Consider the following 19,218-nt stretch of genomic DNA (forward strand, 5'->3'; position numbering starts at 1 on the left):
AGGCCCGCGCCAGCGGCCTCAGTCCAGGGCGTCCACCGTCGAAGAAAAGACGTAGCCCTCGCTGCGCACCGTCTTGATGTAGCGCGGCTCGCGGGCGTCGTCGCGCAGGCGCTGGCGCAGGCGGCTCACCAGCAGGTCGATGGAGCGCTCGAAGAGTTCGGCCTCGCGGCCCTGGGTGAGGCTCAGCAGCTGGTCGCGGCTCAGCACTTTCTGGGGATGCTCGAGAAACACCATCAGCAGCCGGTACTCCGCGCCGCTGAGCGCCACCATCACGCCGCTGTCGTCGATCAGGTTGCGCGCGGTGGTGTCGACCTGCCAGTCGCCGAAGGCCAGCTTCGAGGCCGACTCGGTGGAGCGCATGTTCGGCGGCAGCATGCGCGTGCGGCGCAGCACCGAGCGGATGCGCGCCAGCAGCTCGCGCGCGGAGAAGGGCTTGGACAGATAGTCGTCGGCGCCCATCTCCAGCCCGAGGATGCGGTCGGCCTCCTCGCTGCGGGCGGTGAGCATGAGGATGGGAGTGGCCTTGTACTTGCTCGTGCGCAGATCGCGGCACAGCGTGAGGCCGTCTTCGCCCGGCAGCATCAGGTCGAGGATGATGAGATCGAAGGGCCCCGACTCCTCCAGCGCCGCGCGCATGTGCCGCCCCGTGGGTACCGTCACCACGCGCAGGCCGTTCTTGACCAGGTAGGTGGAGAGCAGTTCGCGGATTTCCCGGTCGTCGTCGACGATGAGGATGTGGTCGGAGGTCTTGGCAATGTTCATGGCAGTGCGGTGATGCGCCCGCAGGGCGGCGGGCAGGTGCAATGTAGCCCGGCCGGGCGCCGGATCGGGCGGTTTTGTATTCCCGTGTATCCCGCTGGCCGGAGGGCCACACTATGTTGCTCGGCGGGCCCGGTGGCTGCGGGCCCGGGACGGCGGGTAATGTTGTATGTCAGGCCGCGCTGCCCAACACACTGGAATACAAAGCGCCGCGCCAGGAGGCGGGACCGGGTCTATAAACCTGCCCATGCCTACATCCGCCGCCAGCCTTCCCGCCGACATCGCCCCGGCCTCCCCCGCCACGGGCCTGCGCCGACTGCTGCCGCGCTCGCTGTTCTCGCGCGTGACGCTGATCATCGTCGTCGGGCTGGCCATCGCGCAGTTGCTGACCTTCATGGCCATCGGCTACGAGCGCGGCATCGCGATGCGCGAGCTGATGATGATCGGCATCGAGCGCGACATCGCCAGCTCGGTCGCCATCCTCGACCGGCTGCCGGCCGACGAGCGCGAAGGCTGGCTGGCGCGGCTGGAGCGGCGCAACTACCACTTCGTGCTCGGCGGGAACGCGGAGGGCAAGGCGCCCGACACGGCCTCGTCGCAGCAGTTCGCGACCGCCATCGCCGATGCGATGCGCCCCTTCGAGATCGTGAAGATCGGGCAGGTGAGCAACCCGCCGCAGGGCCTGCAGATCCAGGTGCGGCTGTCCGACGGTTCCTCTGTGGTGGTGCATGCGCGGCGCGTGGACATGCCGGTGTCGAGCTGGGTGATGTGGCTGCTGTGGGCGCAGCTGCTGGTGCTGGCGGTGTGCGCCTGGTATGCGGTGCGGCTGGTCACGCGGCCGCTGGTGCAACTGGCCGACGCGGCCGACGAACTGGGCCCCGACCTGAAGGGCCGGCAGCTGGCCGAGGAAGGACCGACCGAGGTGCGGCACGCGGCGCGCGCCTTCAACGCGATGCAAAAGCGCATCGCCGGCTACATGGCCGAGCGGGTGGAGATACTCGCGGCCATCTCGCACGACTTGCAGACGCCCATCACCCGCATGCGGCTGCGCACCGACCTGATGGACGACGGCCATGACCGCGACAAGTTCCGCCAGGACCTGGACGCCATGCACGCCCTGGTGCGCGAGGGCGTGACCTACGCGCGCACCCTGCACGGCGCCACCGAGCCACCGCGCCGCATCGACGCCAACGCGCTGTTCGAGAGCATGGTGGCCGACTACGAGGACTCGGGCGAGCAGGTGCTGCTCGAAGGCCGCGTGGGCGAGCCCATGGTGACGCGGCCGAACGCGCTGCGGCGCATCCTGACGAACCTGATCGACAACGCGCTGAAGTTCGGCACCGACGTGCGGCTGCAGGTGCATGCCGGTGCCGATGCCGGCGGCCATCGGCTGACGCTGGTCGTGATCGACAACGGCCCCGGCATTCCGCCCGACCAGCTGGAGCACGTGCTCAAGCCCTTCTACCGCGTGGAGGGTTCGCGCAACCGCAACACCGGCGGCACCGGCCTGGGCCTGGCCATCGCCCAGCAGCTGGCGACGGCGATGGGCGCGGAGCTCACGCTGCGCAACCGGGACGAAGGCGGGCTCGAAGCCCGGCTGACCATGAACACCAACGCGGCCGCGCCACCGGACTGAGCCGCGCGGCGACAGCCATAGCCCTCACCAACCGACGAAGAAGCGGCTCGCACGGCGAGACCGCGAAGGCCCCTGCTCGGCCCCAACTTTCCTTTTCAGCCATTCATAGCCAACATTCACCGACAGGAATCCGACCATGTTCCTCCTCATCGTTGCCTACCTCGGTGGCGTGCTCACCATCCTGAGCCCGTGCATCCTGCCCGTGCTTCCCTTCGTGTTCGCGCGCGCCGACCGGCCTTTCCGCTCGCACGGCCTGCCGATGCTGCTGGGCATGGCGCTGGCGTTCTCGGCCGTCGCCACGCTCGCGGCCGTGGGCGGCGGCTGGGTCGTTGCGCTCAACGAATACGGGCGGTACGCGGCGATCGCCCTGCTGGCGCTGTTCGGCGTGACGCTGCTGTTTCCTTCGGTGGCCGACCGCCTGACCCGGCCGCTGGTCGCGCTGGGATTGCGGCTGTCCGGACCGGCGGCGGATGCGAAGGCGTCGGTGTTCTCGCCGCTGCTGCTGGGCATCGGCACCGGCTTTCTGTGGGCGCCCTGCGCGGGGCCGATCCTCGGGCTGATCCTGACGGGTGCCGCGCTCAACGGCGCGAGTGTCGGCACTTCGCTGCTCTTGCTGGCCTATGCGGCGGGCGCGTGCACCTCGCTTGCGGCTGCGTTGCTCTTCGGCGGGCGGGTGTTCTCGGCGATGAAGGGGTCGCTGCACGCGGGCGAATGGGCGCGCCGCGTGGCCGGCGTGGCAGTGCTCGCCGGTGTTGCGGCCATCGCGTCGGGGCTGGACACGGGGCTGCTCGCCCAGCTCTCGATCGGCACGACCTCGGCCCTGGAGAAGGCGCTGGTGGAGAAGATCGACATGCCCGCGCCGTCGCAGCAGCCTCCGGCAGTGCCTCAGACATCCGTCGACCGCGGCGGCCTGATGCCGACGTCGACGCAGCCCGAGCCGAGGAAACCTGCGCTGTCGTTGCCCGATGAAGGCCGGCTACCCTCGCTCGGTGGCGCCACCGAGTGGATCAACTCGGCGCCGCTCACCCCCGAGAGCCTTCGCGGCAAGGTGGTGCTGGTCGACTTCTGGACCTACTCCTGCATCAACTGCCTGCGCACCCTGCCCTACGTTCGCGCGTGGGCCGAGAAGTACAAGGACGCCGGGCTGGTGGTGATCGGCGTGCACACGCCGGAATTCGCGTTCGAGAAGCAGCCGGTCAACGTGCGCCGCGCGACGAAGGATCTTGGCATCGGATTCCCTGTGGCCGTCGACAGCAGCTACGCGATCTGGCGCGCCTTCGGCAACCAGTACTGGCCGGCCTTCTATCTGGTGGACGCGCAGGGGCGCATCCGGCATCACCAGTTCGGCGAGGGCCAGTATGCGAAGTCGGAGCAGGCCATTCAGCAGCTGCTGACGGAAGCCGGTCGGCCCGTTGCGTCGGCCGGGCTTGTCTCGCCAGAGGGCAAGGGCACGCAGGCCGCGGCGGCCGCGGAGCCGGCCCTGTCCGGCGAGACCTACCTGGGCTACGAGCAGGCGCGCAACTTCGCCTCGCCCGGCGGCATTTCGAACGACCGCGCTCGGGTCTATTCCGGTGTGTCCGCCCTGCGCACCAACCAGTGGACGCTGGCCGGCGAATGGAAGGTGGAAGGCGAGCGTGCGGTGCTGGCGCAGCCCAACGGCCGCATCGCCTATCGCTTCCATGCGCGCGACCTGCACCTGGTGCTCGGCCCTTCGGCCGACGGAAAGCCGGTGCGCTTCAGGGTGCTGATCGACGGTGCGCCGCCGCTCGCGGACCATGGCACCGACATCGATGCGCAGGGCAACGGCGTCATCGATGGGCAGCGGCTCTATCAGCTGGTGCGCCAGACGGCCAACGACAAGGACCGGCTGTTCGAGATCGAGTTTCTGGACGCGGGCGCGCAGGCCTACGCGTTCACCTTCGGCTGATCGGCGGTGACCTACAGATGCTTGGCGACAAGCACCACAGCTCCGGCGACGGAGATCGCGCCGCCGACGAGTTTTCTGAAAGCTTTCATGGCGTGCTCCTTGTGGGGGGATGACGCGTCATGGTGCCGCAGAAGGAGCGCTTCGTGGGTTGGCAATCCTCATCTGCGAGATAGCCAACCCCAACCTGCGCCCGGCGGCACGGTGGATCAGCCCGACCTTGCCAAGCTCGCCGACACATCCAGGGATGCGAGCCTCTCCCGAGCGAACTGGCTGGCCCGCAGCCGCACGCGCTGCAGCGCGGCTTCCAGCGTCGGCTGCTGCATGAAGACCAGCACGCCGTACTTGAGCCCGCGCAGGTTCAGCTCGGCGACGCCCGCATAACGGCCGCTGGTGGTGCGCTTGATGTCGATACGGCTGGACCAGCCATCGGGCAGGTCGACGAGGAGTTGCAGTTGCTGTGCGGGATTCATGTTGGGCGCCGAGGATAGGCGCGAAGGTAAAGCAACCAAAGGAACTAATTCCGGGGTGCTCGCATTTCTTCGAGATCACTGCACGAGAACCCCGAAATGGGTCATTCATCCTCGATGTCTCCCAGATTGGCCGCGATCATCGCCTTGCCCGCTGCCCTCCGGCGGGCTCCTCCCTCCGACCCCATGCGAGAACGGGGTCCTTCAGCTCACCTCTGGGTGAGCTTTTTTTTGGGCGCTGCAACCGCGACCACAAAGAAAAACGGCTTACGCCTTTTGAGCGTAAGCCGTTGTTCCATCTACTGACTTTGGTCGGTGTGAAAGGATTCGAACCTTCGACCCCTTGCACCCCATGCAAGTGCGCTACCAGGCTGCGCCACACACCGAAGCTCTCGATTATAGCCTTGGAAATTCAGCGTCCAACGGTAAGCAGCTCACGAATTTCAAAGAGTTCGCGCCGAAGGTGCAACAACTGCGACAGATCGGCCGTTCGCACCGTTGCCGACGCGGGCGAATCCTCGACGACGGCGGCGTCGAATTCCTCCTGGTCGATCTCGATGGCCTCCACACCTTCGAGCGGCACTTCGCCTGCCTTGCGGCGGTCGCGCTCGCCCTGCACGAGTTCCTGCAGCTTGTTGCGCGCGCCGCTGATCGTGAAGCCCTGGTCGTAGAGCAGATCGCGGATGCGGCGGATCATGAGCACCTCGTGGTGCTGGTAGTAGCGGCGGTTGCCGCGCCGTTTCATGGGCCGCAGCTGCGTGAACTCCTGCTCCCAATAACGCAGCACGTGCGGTTTGACGCCGCACAGCTCGCCGACCTCACCGATGGTGAAGTAGCGTTTGACGGGAATCGGAGGGAGCGTTTTCTCCATTGAAATCAAGACTGTGCGCGGGAAACCTGAGAGATTACTCTACGCGGCCGCGCAGCACCAAGCACTTATTCGGCGCCGAGGCTCCACTCGACTTCGGAGGTATTGCTTTGGTCAATGCTTCCGTGAATCTGTTCCTTGAGCTTGGCGCTCGCATGGAACGTCGCGACGCGGCGCTCGCCGATCGGAATGGCTTCGCCGGTGCGCGGATTGCGCCCGGGGCGAGGCGCCTTCACGCGGATCTGGAAGTTGCCGAAGCCCGAGATCTTCACGTCCGTGCCTTCGATCAGGCTGTTGGCCACGAGCTCGAAGAACGCCTCGACCATGTCCTTGGATTCACGCTTGTTCAGGCCGATCTGCTCGAACAGCAGGTCGGCGAGATGCGCCTTGGTGAGCGCAGGCGTTTCGAGAGCCTCGAGCGTGAATTCGGCAGCGTTCATTCTCATCATCCCCTCAAGCGGCCGCCGAGCCTGGCGCCCAGTTGTTCGACGATTGCGCGGACAGCGGGCTCGACCTGCTCGTCCGTCAGCGTGGCGCTGTCGCTCTGGAAGCTCAGGCGCACAGCCATGCTCTTTTCGCCCTGTGCCAGCGCGCCGGGCGCGGCCACCGCGCCGTCGCGCAGCGGCTGCGGACGGTAGATGTCGAACAGCGTCGCATCGCGCAGCAGACCCTGGGCCGCTGCGGCAGAACGGATGGTCTGCATCAGCGCGTCGTGCGTGACGGCCTCGGCCACCACCACGGCGATGTCGCGCTCGACGGCCTGGTGCTTGGGCACCGGCTGCGCCACCGGCACGAGACGCGCCGTGACTGCGTCGAGGTCGAGTTCGAACAGCACGGGCGCCTGCGCGAAGTCCCACTTCTGGCGCCAGCGCGGATGCAGTTCGCCGACGAAGCCGATGGCCTTGCCGTCGACCAGCACGCGCGCCGAGCGGCCCGGATGCAGCGCCGGATGCTCGGCCGCTTCGAAAACCGGCTGCAAGGGCGCGAGCAGCGCCTCGACGTCGCCCTTCACGTCGTAGAAGTCGATGCGCTGCGGCTTGCCATCCCAGCGCGACTCGTCGGCGTCGCCCCATGCAAGGCCAGCCACGCGCATCGGCTGGTTCACGCCGCGCACGGTGCTGTCGGTCGTGACGACACTGTCGTCGCGCATGAACACGCGGCCCAACTCGAACACACGCACGCGCGGCGCCTTGCGGTCGAGGTTGAACTTGAGCACCTGCAGCAGCGAGCCCATCAGCGAAGAGCGCATCACGCTCATCTGGCTGGCGATGGGATTCAGCAGCTTCACGGGATTGGCGTTGCCCGCCAGGTCCTGCTCCCAGTGCGCTTCGACGAAGCTGAAATTGATGGTTTCCTGATAGCCCAGCGCGGCGATGCTGCGGCGAACCGCGAAGCGGCTGCGCTGCGCCTCGGGCCGCACGCGGGCGGTGATGGGCGCGAGCGGCGCCGTGGTCGGCAGGTTATTGAAGCCGATCAGTCGGGCGACCTCCTCGATCAGGTCTTCTTCGATCAGCAGGTCGAAGCGATGCGGCGGCGGCGTCACGGTCAGCGTGCCCTCGCCCTCGGTGATCGCGAAGCCGAGGCGGTTCAGCGCCTCGGCGCACTGCGCCTGCGTCAGCGGCATGCCGATCACGCGGGCTGCGCGCGCAACACGCAGCGTGACGGGCACGGCCTCGGGCACGCTCAGCGTCTGGTCGTCCATGCGGCCGGCCTGGCCGCCGCAGATTTCGGCGACCAGCTGCGTGATGCGCTCGATGATCTGGACGGTGCGGCTCGGGTCGACGCCGCGCTCGTAGCGGTGGCCCGCATCGGTCGAGAAGTTGAAGCGGCGCGAACGGCCCTGCACGGCCTCGGGCCACCAGAAGGCGGCTTCGACGTAGATGTTGCGCGTGTCGTCGGACACCGAAGTGGCGTCGCCGCCCATGATGCCGGCGAGCGACTCGACCTCGCGGTCGTCGGCGATCACGCCGACCTTGTCGTCCACGGTGATCGTGTTGCCATTGAGCAGCTTGAGCTGCTCGCCCGCCTTGCCCCAGCGCACCGTGAGGCCGCCGTGGATCTTGTCGAGGTCGAAGATGTGGCTGGGCTGGCCGTACTCGAACATCACGTAGTTCGAGATGTCGACCAGAGGAGTGACGCTGCGCTGGCCGCAGCGCGCGAGGCGCTCGACCATCCAGGCGGGCGTCGCGACCTTGGTGTCCACGCCGCGCATGATGCGGCCCGAGAAACGGCCACAGAGTTCGGGCGCCTCGACCTTCACCGGCAGCACATCGGCGAACGAAGTGGCGACCGGCGCAATGGCGGGCGTCTTGAGCGGCGCGCCGGTGAGCGCGGCCAGCTCGCGCGCCACGCCGTAGACGCTCAGGCCGTGCGCCAGGTTGGGCGTGAGCTTCAGCGTGAGCAGCATGTCGTCGAGCTTGAGCACGTCGCGCACGTCGGCGCCGATGGGCGCGTCGGCATCGAGCTCGAGCAGGCCGCCGTGGTCTTCGCTCAGCTGCAGTTCGCGCGCCGAGCACAGCATGCCCTGGCTTTCAACACCGCGCAGCTTGCCGAGCTTGATGAGGAAGGGCTTGCCGTCCTCGCCCGGCGGCAGTTCGGCGCCGACGAGCGCGCACGGCACCTTGATGCCGACGCGCGCATTGGGCGCGCCGCACACGATGTTCAGCAGAGCGCCCTGCCCCGCGTCGACCTGGCACACGCGCAGGCGATCGGCGTTCGGGTGCTGCACCGCTTCCTTGATTTCGCCGACCACGATGCGCGTGAAAGGCGGCGCCACCGGTCGGCGCTCTTCGACCTCGAAGCCGCCCATGGTGAGCGTTTCGGCCAGTGCGGCGCTGTCGATGGGCGGGTTGCAGAACTCGCGCAGCCAGGATTCCGGGAATTGCATCTCTTCGATCTCGATCTGGTTTTTCTGTGATGGGGTGCTGCTTACTGGAACTGCGAGAGAAAACGCAGGTCGCCGTCGAAGAAGAGGCGCAGGTCGTTCACGCCGTAGCGCAGCATCGTGAGCCGGTCGGGGCCCATGCCGAAGGCGAAGCCGATGTAGCGCTCGGGGTCGAGACCCATGTTGCGCACCACGTTCGGATGCACCTGGCCCGAGCCCGACACTTCGAGCCAGCGGCCGGCCAGCGGGCCGCTCGCGAACTGGATGTCGATCTCGGCGCTCGGCTCGGTGAACGGGAAGAAGCTCGGGCGGAAGCGCAACACGAGGTCGTCGCGCTCGAAGAAGGTGCGGCAGAAGTCGGTGAAGACGACCTTCAGGTCCTTGAAGCTCACGTTCTCGCCGAGCCACAGGCCTTCGCACTGGTGGAACATGGGCGAGTGGGTGGCGTCGCTGTCGACGCGGTAGGTGCGGCCCGGCGCGATCACGCGGATCTCGGGCGCCTTCACGGTGCCGGTGGTGTCGGCCGCGGCAGCCGCGAACTCGGCGGCGTATTTCTTGATGTGCTGGTGGGCGTAGCGCACCTGCATCGGGCTGGTGTGCGGACGCAGGTTGTAGGGGATGCCGTCGTCGCCATTCAGGTCGACGTAGAAGGTGTCCTGCATCGAGCGCGCAGGATGGTTCGGCGGGTTGTTGAGCGAGGTGAAGCTGTGCCAGTCGCTCTCGATCTCTGGGCCATCGGCCACGTCGAAGCCCATGCTCGAGAAGATTTCTTCGATGCGCTCCAGGGTACGGCTCACGGGATGCAGCCCGCCGGAAATGCGGCGGCGGCCGGGCAGGCTCACGTCGAGCGCCTCGGCACGCAGCTGCAGCGAGAGTTCATCATCGGCCAGTTGCTGGCGGCGCTCGGTCAGCGCGGCTTCGATGGCTTGCTTGCCGACGTTGATGGCTGCGCCACGGGACTTCTTCTCTTCGACACTCAGCGCGGCCATGCCCTTCATCAGCTCGGTGATGCGGCCCGACTTGCCGAGGAACTGGGCCTTGGCGTTTTCAAGCTCGGCGGGCGTCTTCGCTTCGGCGAAGGCGGCACGTGCGGTGTCGACCAGGGAGTCCAACTCGTTCATAGCAACAAAAATCTTCGAGGGGAAATAAAAAAGAGCTGGAGCCTTTTCAAGCGCCAGCCCTTGAGCCGTGGGCGCAGGAAGCCGCCCGGAGGCAGCGCCCTGCTGTGCAGAATCAAGCAGCCAGCTTGGCCTTGACCTGCTCCACGATGCCGGCAAAAGCGGCCTTGTCGTGCACGGCGATGTCCGCAAGCATCTTGCGGTCGATCTCGATACCGGCCTTGCGGATGCCATTGGCGAACTGGCTGTAGGTCAGGCCCAGTTCACGCGAGGCGGCGTTGATACGCGCGATCCACAGCTGACGGAACACGCGCTTCTTGGTACGGCGGTCACGGTAGGCGTATTGGCCTGCCTTCATCACCGCCTGTTTGGCGACGCGGAAGACATTGCCGCGGCGACCGCGGAAACCCTTGGCGAGTGCGAGAACTTTCTTGTGGCGGGCGCGAGCCGTTACACCACGTTTGACGCGAGGCATGTGTGTACTCCTTGTTCGTCTGAGTTAAATGCCACGACCGGGCAGCATGGCGGCGACAGAAACCATGTTGGTCTCATGCACTGCGACTGCACCACGCAGGTGACGCTTGTTCTTGGTGGTCTTCTTCGTCAGGATGTGACGCTTGAAGGCTTGACCGCGCTTGACGGTGCCACCGGGACGAACGCGGAAACGTTTTTTCGCGCTGCTCTTGGTCTTCATTTTGGGCATGTGAATGCTCCTTTAGTTTGTGCTCGTGAGGCGCCATGGATGCTCCACGGACTTGTTGGCCCCGAGACACTTCTTCATCCCGCCCCTGCCTGCATTTCTTTCGAAATGCGGGCAGAAGCGAAATCCCTTCAAAACCTCTCTACCGCGACTCCAGCCGTCGGCCCATCAGGCCGTGGCGGGCGCTGCTGCCGGAGCGGCACCGGCATCAGTTGCCGGCTTTTGTTGCCCCCCGCCACCGGGCTTCTTGCGACCCGGCGCGATCATCATGATCATCTGCCGGCCTTCGAGCTTCGGAAACTGCTCGACGAGAATCGTGTCGCCCAGCTCGTCGCGAATGCGCTGCAGCAGGGCCAGGCCGAGTTCCTGGTGCGTGATCTCGCGGCCGCGGAAGCGCAGCGTGATCTTGCACTTGTCACCCTCATCAAGAAAGCGCCGGATGTTGCGCATCTTGATGTTGTAGTCGCCATCGTCGGTACCGGGCCGGAACTTGATTTCCTTGACCTCGATGACCTTTTGCTTCGACTTCGCCTCGGCTGCCTTCTTCTGCTCGTGGTACTTGAATTTGCCGTACTCGATCAGGCGGCACACGGGCGGGTTGGCCGCCGCGACGACCTCCACCAGATCCACGTCCTGCTCACCAGCAAGGCGTAGAGCCTCTGCAAGACTCACGACACCCAATTGCTCGTTATCCGGGCCGATCAGGCGGACTTCCGGGGCCATGATTTCCCGGTTCAGGCGGTGTTGGCGTTCCTCGCGGTGGCGGCGGTCGCGAAATGCAGTAGCGATGGTCAGAATCCTTCAAAATTTGCTACAAAATCTGTAGCGAACGCCGCTCAGCCCTCGCGGACAAGCGGCACGATTTGGCAGGGAAACATATCGGGTGTTCCGAGGACAAATCAACGCTTGTCGGCAACATCCTGGACGAGCCGTTGCACGAACGATTCGAGGGACATTGCACCGAGGTCTTGATTGCCCCGGGCGCGCACTGCGACGGCACCTGCTTCCTTTTCCTTGTCGCCTACGACAACGATGTAAGGGAGCTTTTGCAACGAATGCTTCCGTATTTTATACGTAATCTTTTCGTTGTGCAGGTCGAGCTGGACCCTAAGCCCTTGATTTTGCAGCGTTTTCGCAACTTGAGAGGCGTAATCGGCCTGCCCTTCGCTGATATTCAGCACCGCGACCTGCACTGGAGCGAGCCATGCAGGCAGTGCGCCGGAGTGGTGTTCGATCAGCATGCCGATGAAGCGCTCCAGGCTGCCGACGATCGCGCGATGCAGCATCACGGGGTGCGCGCGGCCGCTGGATTCCGTCACGTACTCGCCCCCAAGGCGCTCGGCCGTGTTGAAGTCGACCTGCATCGTGCCGCACTGCCACTGACGGCCGATGGCATCGCGCAGCGTGTATTCGATCTTCGGACCGTAGAAGGCTCCATCGCCCGGCGCGATCACGAAGTCGACGCCCGAGCGGCGCAGCGACTCCATCACCGCATGCTCGGCCTTGTCCCACAGTTCGTCGGAGCCGACGCGGTTCTCGGGCCGCGTCGCGACCTTGTAGAGGATGTCCGTGAAGCCGAAGTCGGCATAGACCTTCTGCAGCTGCGCCGTGTAGGCAATGCACTCGTCGAGAATCTGGTCTTCCGTGCAGAAGATGTGGCCGTCGTCCTGCGTGAAGCCGCGCACGCGCATGATGCCGTGCAGCGCGCCGCTGGGTTCGTTGCGGTGGCACTGGCCGAACTCGCCATAGCGCAGCGGCAAGTCACGGTAGCTTCGCAGGTCGCTCTTGAAGATGAGCACGTGGCCCGGACAGTTCATCGGCTTGAGCGCGTACTCGCGCTTTTCCGACTCCGTCGTGAACATGTTGTCGCGATAGTTCTGCCAGTGGCCCGTTTTCTCCCACAAGCTCTTGTCGAGGATCTGCGGCCCCTTCACTTCCCAGTAGCCCGTGTCGCGGTAGATGGCACGCATGTACTGCTCCACCGCCTGCCAGATCGCCCATCCCTTCGGATGCCAGAACACCACGCCCGGCGCCACTTCGTCGATGTGGAACAGGTCGAGTTCCTTGCCGAGCCGGCGGTGGTCGCGCTTCTCGGCTTCCTCGATGCGCTGGATGTACTGGTCGAGCTGCTTCTTGTCGGCCCAGGCCGTGCCATAGATGCGCTGCAGCTGCTCGTTCTTGGCATCGCCGCGCCAGTAGGCACCGGCCAGCTTCGTGAGCTTGAAGACCTTCAGGAAGCGCGTGTTCGGCACGTGCGGACCGCGGCACATGTCGACGTATTCCTGGTGGTAGTACAGGCCCATGGCCTGCTCGTCGGGCATGTCCTCGACCAGGCGCAGCTTGTAGTCCTCGCCGCGCGACTTGAAGACCTCGATGACCTCGGCGCGCGGCGTCATCTTCTTGATCACGTCGTAGTCCTGCGCGATCAGCTCGCGCATGCGCGCCTCGATGGCAGCCATGTCCTCGGGCGTGAACGGGCGCTCGTAGGCGATGTCGTAGTAGAAGCCCTCGTCGATCACGGGCCCGATCACCATCCTGGCCGTCGGGTAGAGCTGCTTCACCGCGTGGCCGACAAGGTGGGCCGTCGAGTGGCGGATGATCTCCAGGCCCTCTTCGTCCTTCGGCGTGATGATCTGCAGCCTGGCGTCATGGTCGATGACGTCGCTGGCATCGACGAGCCTGCCGTCGACCTTGCCGGCCACCGTCATCTTGGCCAGGCCGGGACCGATGGACTGGGCAACTTCGGCCACCGAGACCGGGCCAGGGAACTCGCGGCGCGAGTTGTCGGGGAGCGTGATCTGGATCATTTTGGGAAAACCTCGGGGAGAAAAACAAAAAAGCGCGGTGGATGACCGCGCTTTGCTTGGTTGTGTAGCTGGCGAAAACCAGCGAGCGCGGGCTACCGGCCTTTTCCTTCGGTGAAGAAAAAGCCGCTGAAACCTTGCCGGGTAGTTCGCGGTGTCATAACCAAGGTGCCTTTCTCGCTCTTGTTGGAGTGCAGAGTCGGCGATTCTAGCCGCTGACCGCTCAGGACGCGGGCGCGGCGTTCTTGAGCCCCAGCACCTCGATGGGCTCGATCGAGGGCGGCGCGGCAAAGAGTTCGGGAGCCTTCGCCATCAGCGCCTGAGCGATCGGGCCGCTCAGGTGGGCCTGGCGCCCGGCTTCGTTCTCGAACGCATCGAACACGCCGAAGGTGGTCGGCGACAGGCGCAGCGCAAACCAGATCGGCGTGGTCTTTTCGTCGCGCGCCATGGCCAGGCCCGCTTCGAGGAACTTCTCGACATCGCCTTCCTTGCCCGGCTTGGCTTCGAGGCGGGCGAACAGTGCGTACTTGATCATGGGTCAATCTCCTGAGTTGAACGGCGCGCGACATTGCGCGGCGTTGGCATGAACTCTAGGCCGCCTCCACCTCTGTAGCCATTGGCATTTTTGACATCTTTAATATCGTTATGGCCATGAAGCTCGACATACTCGCCCTGGACGGCGTGTTCGACACCGGCCTGTCCACGGTGCTCGACGTGTTCACCACTGCCAACGAACTCACGGCCATGCTGCAGCTCGACGTGGCGCCGTTCGAAGTCGTGGTGACGGGCGTCCGCAAGCGCGTGCGGACCTCTCAGGGCTTCGCTGTGCCGATTGCTCGCGCCCTCGACGCCGGCACGGCCGACTGGCTGATCGTTCCCGCACTGGGCTGCAAGATGCCCGAGACGCTGGAACCTGCTCTCGGCCGCCCCGACGTGCGCGACGCCTGCGCCGCACTGCGGGAGCGCTCGGACAGGAACGCCAACGTGGCCGCAGCCTGCATCGGCACCTTCGTGCTCGCCGAATCGGGCGCGCTCGACCGGCACAAGGCAACCACGACGTGGTGGCTCGCAACGCTGTTCCGCCAGCGCTACCCTGGCGTTCAGCTGGAAGACTCGCGCATGCTGGTCAGCTCAGGCCATCTGGTCACCGCTGGCGCGGCGCTGAGCCATGTCGACATGGCGCTGTGGATCGTTCGCCAGGCGAGCCCCGAACTCGCCACGCTGGTCGCACGCTACCTGATCGTCGATTCGCGCCCGTCGCAGTCGGCCTACGTGCTCTCCGACCACCTCTCGCACTCCGACCCGATGGTGGAGCGCTTCGAGCGCTGGGCGCGCGGCAGGCTGGCCGAGGGTTTCTCGCTCGACGAAGCGGCTCGGGCCGCGGGAACCAGCAAGCGAACACTGGCTCGCCGCATGCAGCAGGTGCTCGGCAAGAGCCCGCTCTCGTACGTGCAGGACCTGCGCGTCGAGCGCGCCGTGCACCTGCTCAAGACCAGCGACAAGAGCCTGGAACAGATCGCCGGCATGGTCGGCTACGCCGACGGTGTCACGCTGCGCACCCTGCTGCGCCAGCGCCTGGGTCGCGGCGTGCGCGAAGTGCGGCTCGAGGCCTGATCCCGCTGCGGCAGAAACAAAAAAGCCCGGCACGCGGCCGGGCTGAAAGTGACAGCGAAAACTGTCCGTCGGATCAGTGGAACTGTTCTTCCTCGGTCGAGCCCGACAGCGCCTTCACGCTGGACGAACCACCCTGGATCACGGTGGTCACGTCGTCGAAGTAACCCGCGCCCACTTCCTGCTGGTGCGACACGAAGGTGTAGCCCTTGTCGCGCGCTGCGAACTCGGGTTCCTGGACCATGTTCACGTAGTGCTTCATGCCTTCGCCGCGAGCGTATGCGTGGGCGAACTGGAAGGTGTTGAACCAGTTGACGTGGATGCCGGCCAGCGTGATGAACTGGTACTTGTAGCCCAGCGCCGACAGGTCTTCCTGGAACGAGGCGATCTGCTTGTCGTCGAGGTTCTTCTTCCAGTTGAAGGAAGGCGAGCAGTTGTACGACAGCAGCTTGCCCGGGCAGGCGGCGTGCACGGCTTGGGCGAATTCGCGGGCGAAGCCGATGTCGGGCACGCCGGTTTCGCACCACACCAGGTCGGCGTAGGGCGCATAGGCCACGCCGCGGCTGATGGCTTGCTCCAGGCCGTTCTTGACGCGGAAGAAGCCTTCCTGCGTGCGCTCGCCGGTCAGGAACGGCTTGTCGTTGGCGTCGTGGTCGGAGGTGATCAGGTTCGCGGCTTCGGCGTCGGTGCGGGCCAGAACGATGGTCGGCACGCCCAGCACGTCGGCGGCGAAGCGCGCGGCGATCAGCTTTTCGCAGGCTTCATGCGTCGGCACGAGGACCTTGCCGCCCATGTGGCCGCACTTCTTCACGGCAGCCAACTGGTCTTCGAAGTGCACGCCGGCGGCACCGGCGGTGATCATGTTCTTCATCAGTTCGAAGGCGTTGAGCACGCCGCCGAAACCGGCTTCCGCGTCGGCCACGATGGGCAGGAAGTAGTCGATGAATTCCTTGTCGCCCGGGTTGATGCCGCGGCCCCACTGGATTTCATCGGCACGGCGGAAAGTGTTGTTGATGCGACGGACCATCGTCGGCACCGAGTCGTAGGCGTACAGCGACTGGTCGGGGTACATCGTCTCGGAGGTGTTGCCGTCGGCGGCGACCTGCCAGCCCGACAGGTACACGGCTTCCAGGCCAGCCTTGGCCTGCTGCATCGCCTGGCCGGCGGAGATCGCGCCGAAGGCGTTCACGTAGCCCTTCTTGGCACCGCCGTTGATCTTGTCCCAGAGCTTCTCGGCGCCGCGCTTGGCCAGCGTGTGCTCGATGGGGAACGAACCGCGCAGGCGCACGACGTCGGCTGCGCTGTAGCCGCGCTTGACGCCCTTCCAGCGGGGGTCGGTGGCCCATTCTTTCTCGAGTGCGGCGATCTGCTGTTCGCGGCTCAGTTGTTCTGTGAGGGTCTGGGGCATGGTCACTCCGTGAGGTTGATTGAAGGTTGGGCGCTGTGGCCGTGGAGTTACTGTAACCCCGCCGCAGACTCTTATGTCTTATAGAAGACATATTTTTCAATCAACAAAATCAACAAGTTACGGCGATATTTCTCAATGCAGAATTATTTTTCTCATATTGAGAAAAATATTGCGGCGCAGCAGTCGGGTTTTTCGCAATGCGCAATCAATCTTTCGGTTGTGAAAACGAGGTGTCGCCGCGCGCCGCATGCGCGATCCAGTCGCCGCTTTCGATCACTGCTCGGCCTGCAATGCGCGTCGGGTGGATCTCGTAGACCAGGCAATCGAACCACTGCCCGCCCACTTCCACGCGCACCTGCCGCTTGATGTACTCACCCGAGTCGTCGTCCGCCACTTCCTCCAGCACATCGAGCGCCGCTTCCACCGCAGGCTCGATGGCGTAGACCTCGCCCCTCACCCGCCCCTCACCTTCGAGCACGATGCCCGGATAGGCGCCAAGATCGAACAGCGTGCCGGCGATGTTCGCTTCGCCGATCAACTGCGGCGCGGGCCGGTAGCGCGCGATGTCGTTGCGTCCGCCGCGGCGCAGCGTGCCGTAGACAAAAACGTGGGGCATCATCGAAAGCACGCTCCTTCATTCGCAACAAAAACACTTCGTCCAGTCTATTGAACTCCGCTGCCCCTGCATCAGGCCGTCTCGCGGCCTATGGCTGCCTGGCCTTGAGCATGTCGCTCGTCGGCGGCTACGTCGCCCTCTCCAAGCCCCTTGTCGCCGCCTTTCCGGTGCTGCTGCTCGCATGGCTGCGCTTCGGCATCGCCGCGCTGGCCATGCCGCACTGGCTCAAGCGCGCACCAGACGAGCCGCCGATGACGCCGCGCACGCGCTGGCTGGTGTTCCTCGAATCCTTCCTCGGCAACTTCATGTTCTCGATCTGCATGCTCTTCGGCGTGAGCCTCACGAGCGCGGTTTCGGCGGGCGTGATCATGGCTTCGATCCCGGCATGCGTCGCCGTCGCGAGCTGGCTCTTCCTGCGCGAACGCATCACCGTGCGCATCGGCCTGGCCATCGCGTGCGCGGCATTCGGCATCGGACTGCTGGCGCTGTCGCCGTCGGCATCGCATGCGCCTGCATCGACAACCGCTTCGTCTTCAGCGTCGATGCCCTGGCTCGGCAACCTGCTCGTGTTCTGCGCGGTGCTCTGCGAGACGGCCTACGCGGTGATCGGCAAGTCGCTAACCGGACGCCTGGAGCCCAAGCGCATCGCCTCGCTCATCAACCTCTGGGGCTTCATGCTGTCGATGCCCTTCGGCATCTGGTTCGCGCTGCAGTTCGACTTCACCGCGGTGCGCTTCGGCACCTGGGCACTGCTCGTGGCCTACGCACTGGCAGCAAGCATCTGGACGGTGTGGCTCTGGATGACCGGACTTCGTCACGTGCCAGCCGCACAAGCGGGTGTTTTCGCCGTGATGCTGCCCGTGAGCGCGGCCCTCGTGGGCGTGCTCGTGCTCGGCGAAAACCTCTCTTCCCCACAGCTGGTTGCGTTCGTCGTTGCGCTCATTGGCGTGGTGCTCGCGACATGGCCCGGGCGCCGAACGTGAAAAAGAGGGCTTCTCCCCTCTGAAAAAACAACAACTCCCAATGAAAAAAGCGCTTTTTCCCTTGGAAACGCGTTTTTTCTCATTTAGCATCCGCATTGCCACTGGAGACGCAAGTTTTTCATTGGTGAGTGTTCAACCAAAAAAGGAAATCAACCATGGCAACTGCAAAGAAGGCTCCGGCCAAGAAAGCTCCGGCAAAGAAGGCCGCTCCCGCAAAGAAGGCGGCTCCGGCGAAGAAGGCTGCACCGGCCAAGAAGGCGGCTCCTGCAAAGAAGGCCGCACCGGCGAAGAAGGCTGCTCCTGCCAAGAAGGCACCCGCAAAGAAGGCTGCTCCCGCCAAGAAGCGCACGCCCAACGCCGCGTTCATGAAGGCACTGACCCCCAGCCCGGCACTGGCCGCCGTGGTCGGCTCCACGCCGCTGCCGCGTACCGCTGTCGTGAGCAAGCTGTGGGACTACATCAAGAAGAACAACCTTCAAGACAAGGCCAACAAGCGCAACATCAATGCCGACGCCAAGCTGAAGGAAATCTTCGGCAAGGCTCAAGTGTCGATGTTCGAACTGGCCGCGCTGATCGGCAAGCACGTCAAGTAAGCGCTCAGGGGCCTCGCGCTCCTGAATCAAAAAGCCCGCTTCATGCGGGCTTTTTTTTCGCCTGCGGCATCGCCCCGCCCTCCTCGAAGAAACGCGCAGGCGTGCAGCCGAAGTGCTTGCGGAAGGCCTCTATGAAGGCGCTGACGGAGCTGTAGCCCACCGTCAGCGCCACAGCGGTGACGCTCTCTCGCAGGCTCAGCAACTCCACCGCCTTGAGCAGCCGCGCCTGCTGGCGCCATTGCGCGAAGCTCAGGCCCGTCTCGGCCGCGAAGCGCCGCGTGAGCGTCCTGCGGGCCATGCCGATGCGATCGGCCCATTCGTCGATGCCGTCCGGCAATGCCGGGTCGTCGGCCAGCGCTGCCGCCATGGCCGCAAGCCGCCTGTCCTGCGGCATCGGCAGATGCAGCGACGGCTTGTCGCCCGCCGCAAGCTCGTCGACCAGCACACCCACCAGACGCCCACGGCGCGGCTCCAGCAGCGGCTCGGATGCATCCATGCCAGTCAGCCGATCCACCAGCGCACGCACCAGCGGCGTGACGGCAAACACGTGCGGCCCATCGGGCAATGCCTGCGCCATCGCCGCATCGATGTGCAGGCTCCAGCCCGCCGTGGCGCCGAAGCTCTGCGCCGCATGGGCGCAGCGCGGCGCTATCCAGCCGATCCATCCTGGGGGCTGCACCCAGCGGCCCGAGGGCGTCTCGATGACCTGCAGCCCCTCCCGCAAGGCGAACAGCTGCCCGGTCTCGTGCGAGTGATGGCCCGTGACGCGCGCCGCCTCGTAGGCGGTGATCCAGAGCGTCGCAGGCGCCTGTTCAGCCATGGGTGGCCCGCCGGAGGTATCGAT

General features: G+C 65.4%; 19 protein-coding genes and 1 tRNA gene. 5 read left to right on the forward strand and 15 right to left on the reverse strand.

Translation table 11 applies throughout. From position 1 onward, the window contains the following. Positions 1-18: 18 nt before the first annotated feature. Positions 19-762 (reverse strand): response regulator, encoded by a 744-nt coding sequence (locus AC1VNX_RS20975; RefSeq protein WP_483159047.1) that lies wholly within the window; start codon positions 760-762, stop codon positions 19-21. A 244-nt stretch (positions 763-1,006) separates the two neighbouring features. Here AC1VNX_RS20975 and AC1VNX_RS20980 point away from each other — a divergent pair, with 244 nt between their 5' ends. Together AC1VNX_RS20980 and AC1VNX_RS20985 are read left to right on the forward strand one after the other, a co-directional pair. Next, positions 1,007-2,395 carry an ATP-binding protein gene (locus AC1VNX_RS20980; protein WP_483159049.1) on the forward strand — a complete coding sequence of 463 codons (1,389 nt, stop codon included), beginning with the start codon at positions 1,007-1,009 and terminating at the stop codon, positions 2,393-2,395. A 136-nt stretch (positions 2,396-2,531) separates the two neighbouring features. Continuing rightward, a complete protein-coding gene (locus AC1VNX_RS20985) occupies positions 2,532-4,322 on the forward strand; it encodes a cytochrome c biogenesis protein DipZ (RefSeq protein WP_483159051.1) in 1,791 nt (596 codons plus the stop codon). A 206-nt stretch (positions 4,323-4,528) separates the two neighbouring features. On the opposite strand, the gene AC1VNX_RS20990 is transcribed toward AC1VNX_RS20985, so the two are convergent. The 11 genes from AC1VNX_RS20990 to AC1VNX_RS21040 all read right to left on the reverse strand — a co-directional run bounded on the left by AC1VNX_RS20990 (position 4,529) and on the right by AC1VNX_RS21040 (position 13,698). Beyond that, positions 4,529-4,792 carry a hypothetical protein gene (locus AC1VNX_RS20990; RefSeq protein WP_483159053.1) on the reverse strand — a complete coding sequence of 88 codons (264 nt, stop codon included), beginning with the start codon at positions 4,790-4,792 and terminating at the stop codon, positions 4,529-4,531. Between the two features lie 306 nt (positions 4,793-5,098). Continuing rightward, positions 5,099-5,175 (reverse strand) — tRNA-Pro (locus AC1VNX_RS20995). Positions 5,176-5,201: 26 nt separating this feature from the next. Then, positions 5,202-5,660, reverse strand: a complete 459-nt coding sequence (locus AC1VNX_RS21000) for a MerR family transcriptional regulator (RefSeq protein ID WP_483159055.1) — start codon at positions 5,658-5,660, stop codon at positions 5,202-5,204. Positions 5,661-5,725: 65 nt separating this feature from the next. Next, a complete protein-coding gene (locus tag AC1VNX_RS21005; RefSeq protein WP_483159057.1) occupies positions 5,726-6,097 on the reverse strand; it encodes an integration host factor subunit alpha in 372 nt (123 codons plus the stop codon). A 5-nt stretch (positions 6,098-6,102) separates the two neighbouring features. After that, a complete protein-coding gene (gene pheT, locus AC1VNX_RS21010; protein ID WP_483159059.1) occupies positions 6,103-8,544 on the reverse strand; it encodes a phenylalanine--tRNA ligase subunit beta in 2,442 nt (813 codons plus the stop codon). Positions 8,545-8,585: 41 nt separating this feature from the next. Beyond that, positions 8,586-9,662, reverse strand: a complete 1,077-nt coding sequence (pheS, locus tag AC1VNX_RS21015) for a phenylalanine--tRNA ligase subunit alpha (RefSeq protein WP_483159061.1) — start codon at positions 9,660-9,662, stop codon at positions 8,586-8,588. Positions 9,663-9,774: 112 nt separating this feature from the next. Continuing rightward, positions 9,775-10,134: a 50S ribosomal protein L20 gene (rplT, locus tag AC1VNX_RS21020; protein ID WP_007832499.1), complete on the reverse strand. Its 360-nt coding sequence runs from the start codon at positions 10,132-10,134 to the stop codon at positions 9,775-9,777. Positions 10,135-10,158: 24 nt separating this feature from the next. Further along, complete coding sequence (gene rpmI / locus AC1VNX_RS21025) at positions 10,159-10,362, reverse strand: 50S ribosomal protein L35 (protein WP_007832497.1); 204 nt, start codon at positions 10,360-10,362, stop codon at positions 10,159-10,161. 165 nt (positions 10,363-10,527) lie between these two features. Next, positions 10,528-11,157: a translation initiation factor IF-3 gene (infC, locus tag AC1VNX_RS21030; protein WP_483161997.1), complete on the reverse strand. Its 630-nt coding sequence runs from the start codon at positions 11,155-11,157 to the stop codon at positions 10,528-10,530. A gap of 101 nt (positions 11,158-11,258) precedes the next feature. Next, positions 11,259-13,166, reverse strand: a complete 1,908-nt coding sequence (gene thrS, locus AC1VNX_RS21035; protein WP_483159064.1) for a threonine--tRNA ligase — start codon at positions 13,164-13,166, stop codon at positions 11,259-11,261. Between the two features lie 220 nt (positions 13,167-13,386). Continuing rightward, complete coding sequence (locus AC1VNX_RS21040; protein ID WP_483159066.1) at positions 13,387-13,698, reverse strand: putative quinol monooxygenase; 312 nt, start codon at positions 13,696-13,698, stop codon at positions 13,387-13,389. Between the two features lie 116 nt (positions 13,699-13,814). On the opposite strand from AC1VNX_RS21040, the gene AC1VNX_RS21045 reads away from it, so the two are divergent. Beyond that, positions 13,815-14,777, forward strand: coding sequence for a GlxA family transcriptional regulator (locus AC1VNX_RS21045; protein ID WP_483159068.1), 963 nt, complete (start codon positions 13,815-13,817; stop codon positions 14,775-14,777). A gap of 73 nt (positions 14,778-14,850) precedes the next feature. On the opposite strand, the gene aceA is transcribed toward AC1VNX_RS21045, so the two are convergent. Beyond that, positions 14,851-16,182, reverse strand: a complete 1,332-nt coding sequence (gene aceA, locus AC1VNX_RS21050; protein WP_301507465.1) for an isocitrate lyase — start codon at positions 16,180-16,182, stop codon at positions 14,851-14,853. Positions 16,183-16,387: 205 nt separating this feature from the next. Further along, on the reverse strand, positions 16,388-16,801 hold the full coding sequence (locus tag AC1VNX_RS21055) for a gamma-glutamylcyclotransferase family protein (protein ID WP_483159071.1): 414 nt from the start codon (positions 16,799-16,801) through the stop codon (positions 16,388-16,390). A 47-nt stretch (positions 16,802-16,848) separates the two neighbouring features. On the opposite strand from AC1VNX_RS21055, the gene AC1VNX_RS21060 reads away from it, so the two are divergent. Both AC1VNX_RS21060 and AC1VNX_RS21065 read left to right on the forward strand, forming a co-directional pair. Beyond that, complete coding sequence (locus AC1VNX_RS21060) at positions 16,849-17,781, forward strand: DMT family transporter (protein WP_483159073.1); 933 nt, start codon at positions 16,849-16,851, stop codon at positions 17,779-17,781. Between the two features lie 155 nt (positions 17,782-17,936). Next, positions 17,937-18,374, forward strand: coding sequence for an SWIB/MDM2 domain-containing protein (locus tag AC1VNX_RS21065; RefSeq protein WP_301507468.1), 438 nt, complete (start codon positions 17,937-17,939; stop codon positions 18,372-18,374). A gap of 40 nt (positions 18,375-18,414) precedes the next feature. Here AC1VNX_RS21065 and AC1VNX_RS21070 read toward each other — a convergent pair whose 3' ends face one another. Further along, complete coding sequence (locus tag AC1VNX_RS21070; protein ID WP_483159075.1) at positions 18,415-19,194, reverse strand: helix-turn-helix domain-containing protein; 780 nt, start codon at positions 19,192-19,194, stop codon at positions 18,415-18,417. Between the last annotated feature and the right edge of the window lie 24 nt (positions 19,195-19,218).

The sequence above is a fragment of the Variovorax sp. TLI9-5A genome (genome assembly GCF_056867935.1).